The organism is Actinomycetota bacterium, assembly GCA_030682655.1.
GTDB lineage: Bacteria > Actinomycetota > Coriobacteriia > Anaerosomatales > JAUXNU01 > JAUXNU01.
The window spans coordinates 1-4759 of record JAUXNU010000041.1; the positions used below are offsets into that span (position 1 = coordinate 1).

At 64.7% G+C, this 4759-nt stretch carries 4 protein-coding genes; all 4 read left to right on the plus strand.

The annotated features are described in order from the left end of the window. Positions 1 to 267 precede the first annotated feature (267 nt). Genes Q8K99_02175 through ugpC form a run of 4 tightly spaced genes read left to right on the plus strand, consistent with a single transcriptional unit; the run spans position 268 to position 4554 of the window. A complete protein-coding gene (locus Q8K99_02175) occupies positions 268 to 1632 on the plus strand; it encodes an ABC transporter substrate-binding protein (protein MDP2181362.1) in 1365 nt (454 codons plus the stop codon). After that, positions 1629 to 2549, plus strand: coding sequence for a sugar ABC transporter permease (locus Q8K99_02180; GenBank protein ID MDP2181363.1), 921 nt, complete (start codon positions 1629 to 1631; stop codon positions 2547 to 2549). The genes Q8K99_02175 and Q8K99_02180 overlap by 4 nt, the downstream gene beginning before the upstream one ends. A 1-nt stretch (position 2550) precedes the next feature. Next, positions 2551 to 3426: a carbohydrate ABC transporter permease gene (locus Q8K99_02185; protein ID MDP2181364.1), complete on the plus strand. Its 876-nt coding sequence runs from the start codon at positions 2551 to 2553 to the stop codon at positions 3424 to 3426. A gap of 6 nt (positions 3427 to 3432) precedes the next feature. Continuing rightward, positions 3433 to 4554, plus strand: coding sequence for a sn-glycerol-3-phosphate ABC transporter ATP-binding protein UgpC (ugpC, locus tag Q8K99_02190; GenBank protein MDP2181365.1), 1122 nt, complete (start codon positions 3433 to 3435; stop codon positions 4552 to 4554). The last annotated feature ends 205 nt before the right edge of the window (positions 4555 to 4759 follow it).

A 4759-nucleotide genomic window follows, 5' to 3' on the forward strand; every position in this document is an offset into this window, starting at 1 on the left:
GAGCATCGTCTCCTGCTCCTCGGTCAACACGAGCGCCGCACGCCTCGTCTTCCCCGCCATGATCGCCTCCGTCAAGAGTCGGGACAGCATCATGGCTATTGTAGCCTAATATGTAATGGTCTTGTGGGAATGCACTACTAGCCCAGGTCGCCCGAGGCCGCGGTGAGCAGGTCCTCTCGGCAAGGGCCGTGTCTTTCCGCTCGGAAACGGGAACATACTGCTCGCCTTGCCACTCGGCAAGGGCCCGGAGCCTAGGAGGCGATGACCATGATCGGCAGGCGTTTCTTGGCCGCCGCTGTCGTGTTGACGCTGGCGGTCGCGTTCGTTCCCGGATGCCAACCTCGAGGAGGAAGTGGCGGAGCAGAGGAGGAGATCGGCGCCGTCCAGGTGATGGGAGTCTGGGGCGGCGCGGAACTCGAGAACTTCACCGCGGTCGCCAAGGGCTGGGAACAGGAGACCGGCGGGACGATGAACTTCGAGGGGACGCGCGACCTGTCGGCCATCCTCCGTGCGAGGGTCTCCGGCGGCAACCCTCCCGATATCGCCATACTGCCGAACCCCGCGCTGTTGCAGCAGTACGCGGAGAACATGCAACCACTCGACGAGGCCGTCGACATGGACCAGCTGCGGCAGGACTACGGCGAGACCTGGATCGAGCAGGGCACGGTGAACGGGCAGTTCTACGGCATCTTCATCAAGGCCTCGCCCAAGAGCACCATCTGGTACAACCCCAAGCAGTTCCAGGAGAAGGGCTACCAGGCGCCGCAGACCTGGGACGAGCTGGAGCAGCTGGCGGCCAGCATGGAGCAGGCAGGCGACACCCCCTGGTCCGTCGGCTTGGAGTCCGGCGGCGCCTCCGGGTGGCCGGGATCCGACTGGATCCAGGAGATCTACCTTTCCGAGAACGGCCCGGAGAAGTACGACCAGTGGGTCAACCACGAGATCCCGTGGACGGACCCGACCATCAAGGCCGCTTTCGAGCGTTTCGGCGACATGGTGCTGAAGGACGGCTACGTGGCCGGCGGGAAGGACGCCATCCTTTCCACGCCCTTCCAGGACGCCTCGTACCTGCCATACGAAGACCCGCCCAAGGCGCAGATGTTCTTCCTCGGCAGCTTCGCGCAGGGCTTCATCGAGGAGCAGTTCCCGGACCTGCAGGCCGTGCAGGACTACGACTTCTTCCAGACTCCGGCCGTCAACCCTCAGTATCAGGGCTCGGTGACCGGCGGAGGCGACATAGCCGTCATGTTCAACGACACCCCATCGGCCCGGTCCCTCCTGGCGTACCTCGCCAAGGGTGACTCATGGACCCCGTGGGCCGAGGCAGGCGGTTTCACCACGCCCAACCGGTCCTTCGACGCCTCGGCGTATCCGGACCCGCTGACCCAGAAGGCGGCCCAGCAGCTCACCGGATCGGAGATCTTCCGCTTCGACGCGGACGACCTGATGCCGGCCGAGCTTCAGAACGCCTACTGGCGCGGGATCCTCGACTACGTCGAGGATCCCGGAAGGATCGACACGATCCTGGCGGACATCGAGAAGGTGGCCGAGGAGGCCTACGCCGGTCGGGAGGCGGAGCAGCAGGCTCCTCCCTCCGGTGCGCCTACAGGCTCGGAGACCGCGACGCAGTGAAACGCACCGACGCAACCGCAGGTCCCGAGGGGACGGCCCCCAAGCCGCCCCCTCGGGACCTGCGGTTGCCGCTGGCGGCGCTGGGGTATCTGACGCCCGCGCTGGTCTTGCTCGCCGTGTTCCTGGTCTATCCGGTCATCCAGACCGTCTACTTGAGCCTTTTCGACGCCAGCTCGACCCAGTACGTCGGGTTGCGGAACTACGTCTTCCTGTTCACGTCTCCCAGCACTCTCTACGTCTTCCGGAACAACCTGCTTTGGCTGACTCTGTTCACCGGCGCCACCGTCGTGCTCGGGCTGATACTCGCTGTGCTCGCGAACCAGGTGCGGTACGAAGCGGTCGCCAAGGCGCTGATCTTCATACCGATGGCGGTGTCCTTCACCGCCGCAGGCGTCATCTGGCGGTTCATGTACCTGTACCGGCCTCCGGGCTTCGAGCAGACCGGCGTGGTGAACGCGGTACTGGACAGCTTCGGCGGCGATCCCGTCCCGTGGATCATCAACCCGGCCGTCAACAACTACGCTCTGATAGCGGCCGGTATCTGGATGTGGACCGGTTTCGCGCTGGTGGTCATCTCGGCTGGGCTGAAGGGGATCCCCACCGAGGTACTGGAGGCGGCCCGAGTCGACGGTGCGACCGAGCGCCAGCTGTTCTGGTACGTGCTGCTGCCGATGCTGAGACCCGTGCTGGCTGTGGTGACCGTGACGCTCGTGATCAACTCGCTGAAGGTCTTCGACCTGGTGTACGTGATGACGTTCGGCAACTACCGCACCGACGTGCTGGCCAACCGGATGTTCAAGGAGATGTTCAGCTTCGGGAACTTCGGGCGAGCCAGCGCTGTGGCGGTCATCCTCCTGCTGGCGATCGTGCCGATGATGGCCTTCAACATCCGCCGCTTCCGCCGAGAAGGAACCTGAGATGGCGGACCAGCGATCGAAGGACCGCGTCCTGGGAATCACACGCGCCCTTTCCCGAGGGCCGCTCCACCTCCTGATCATGGGCATCTGCGCGGCCTGGATGGTCCCGTGGGCGGGCCTGCTCGTGAGCTCGTTCCGGCCCAGACAACTCATCTCCAGCACCGGCTGGTGGACGGCGCTGAAGACTCCGTTCGAGTTCACCGTCGAGAACTACCAAAGCGTCTTGAACACACAGGGAATGGACCAGGCGTTCAGGAACAGCGTGATCATCTCGGTGCCCGCCACCATCCTCACTATCGTCGTCGCGGCGCTGGCGGCCTATGCCTTCGCGTGGATCGAGATGCCGGGACGCGACGGGCTCTTCCTCGTCGTGATCGGGCTGCTCGTCGTCCCGCTGCAGCTGACGCTCATCCCCGTGCTGAAGATGTTCGCGAACCTGAACCTGACGGGCACCTTCCCCGCCATATGGGTGGCGCACGTCGCCTACGGGCTGCCCTTCTCGGTACTGCTGTTGCGCAACTTCTTCATCGCGCTGCCCAGGGACCTGTTGGAGTCGGCGTTCCTTGAGGGCGCCGGGCACTTCACCGCCTTCACGCGTCTGGTACTCCCGCTGTCGGTGCCCTCGCTGGCGGCTCTCGCCATCTTCCAGTTCCTGTGGATCTGGAACGACCTGCTGATCGCGCTGGTCTACCTTGGCGGCTCCAGGCAGGTGGCGCCGATGACCGTGACGATCAGCAACCTGGTGTCCTCATACGGAAGCTCCTGGCATCTGCTCACATCGGCGGCGTTCATCTCGATGATCCTGCCGTTGATCCTGTTCTTCGCCCTGCAGCGATACTTCGTCCAGGGCATCCTGGCCGGCGCGGTGAAAGGCTGATCGACCATGGCGAGGGTGTATTGGGAGCACGCCTACAAGAGCTACGGCCGCCGGGGCGAGGGTGACGGCGGGCTGGCGCTCAAGGACTTCGACCTTGAGGTTCCCGACAAGGAGTTCATGGTGCTGGTCGGGCCTTCCGGATGCGGCAAGTCCACGGCGCTTCGCTGCCTGGCGGGGCTCGAGCAGATCACGGAGGGCGGCATCTGGATCGGCGACCGTCTCGTCACTCACGTGCAGCCCAAGGACCGCGACATCGCGATGGACTGTCACTCCTACGCGCTGTACCCGCACAAGCCGGTGGCGCGCAACATAGGCTTCGGGCTGAAGATCAGGCACGTGCCCAAGGACGAGATCGAGCGAAAGGTGCGCAGCGCGGCCCAGATACTGGGGGTGGAGGAGCTCCTGCAGCGAAAGCCCGGGCAGCTCTCCGGAGGTCAGCGGCAGCGCGTCGCCCTGGCCCGGACGATCGTGCGCGAGCCCAGGGCCTTCCTTCTGGACGAGCCGCTCTCGAACCTCGACGCGAAGCTGCGGGTGCACACCCGTGCCGAGATAAGCAAGCTCCACCGGAACCTGGGCGCGACGTTCATCTATGTCACGCACGACCAGACCGAGGCCATGACGATGGCCGACCGGATCGCGGTGATGAACCTCGGAGTGATCCAGCAGGTCGGCACGCCGCAGGACCTCTACGACCGCCCGACCAACATGTTCGTTGCCGGGTTCATCGGCAGCCCCGCCATGAACTTCTTCGACGCCCGCGTCGATGTGGAAGGCGACAAGGTGGAGCTCGACGGAGGGACCTTCACGGTCCCGGTCCCCCAGAAGGTGGCCGTCTGGCTGTCGAAGTACCCGGGAAGACGCCTCAAGTTCGGGGTCAGGCCCGAGGACCTCCACGACAAGGACTACCCCCCACCGGACATAACGGCCTCGCCGGTCGACGTGAAGGTCGACGTCACGGAGCTCATGGGCAACGAGGTCTTCCTGCACCTGATGGCGGGCGAGACCAAGCTGCTCGCACGTGTCGACCCGCGAACCAAGGTCAAGCCCGGCGACAAGGTCCAGGTCGTGATGAACATGGACCGGCTGCAGGTGTTCGACCCCGAGAGCGAGGAGGCGCTACGCAAGTAGGGCGCGGCCGGAACCCCCACCAGATCGCCGAGTCGCACTCCGGAAGCTCTCGACGTCGCTGCACCTAGTAGTGCATTCCCACAAGACCATTACATATTAGGCTACAATAGCCATGATGCTGTCCCGACTCTTGACGGAGGCGATCATGGCGGGGAAGACGAGGCGTGCGGCGCTCGTGTTGACCGAGGAGCAGGAGACGATGCTC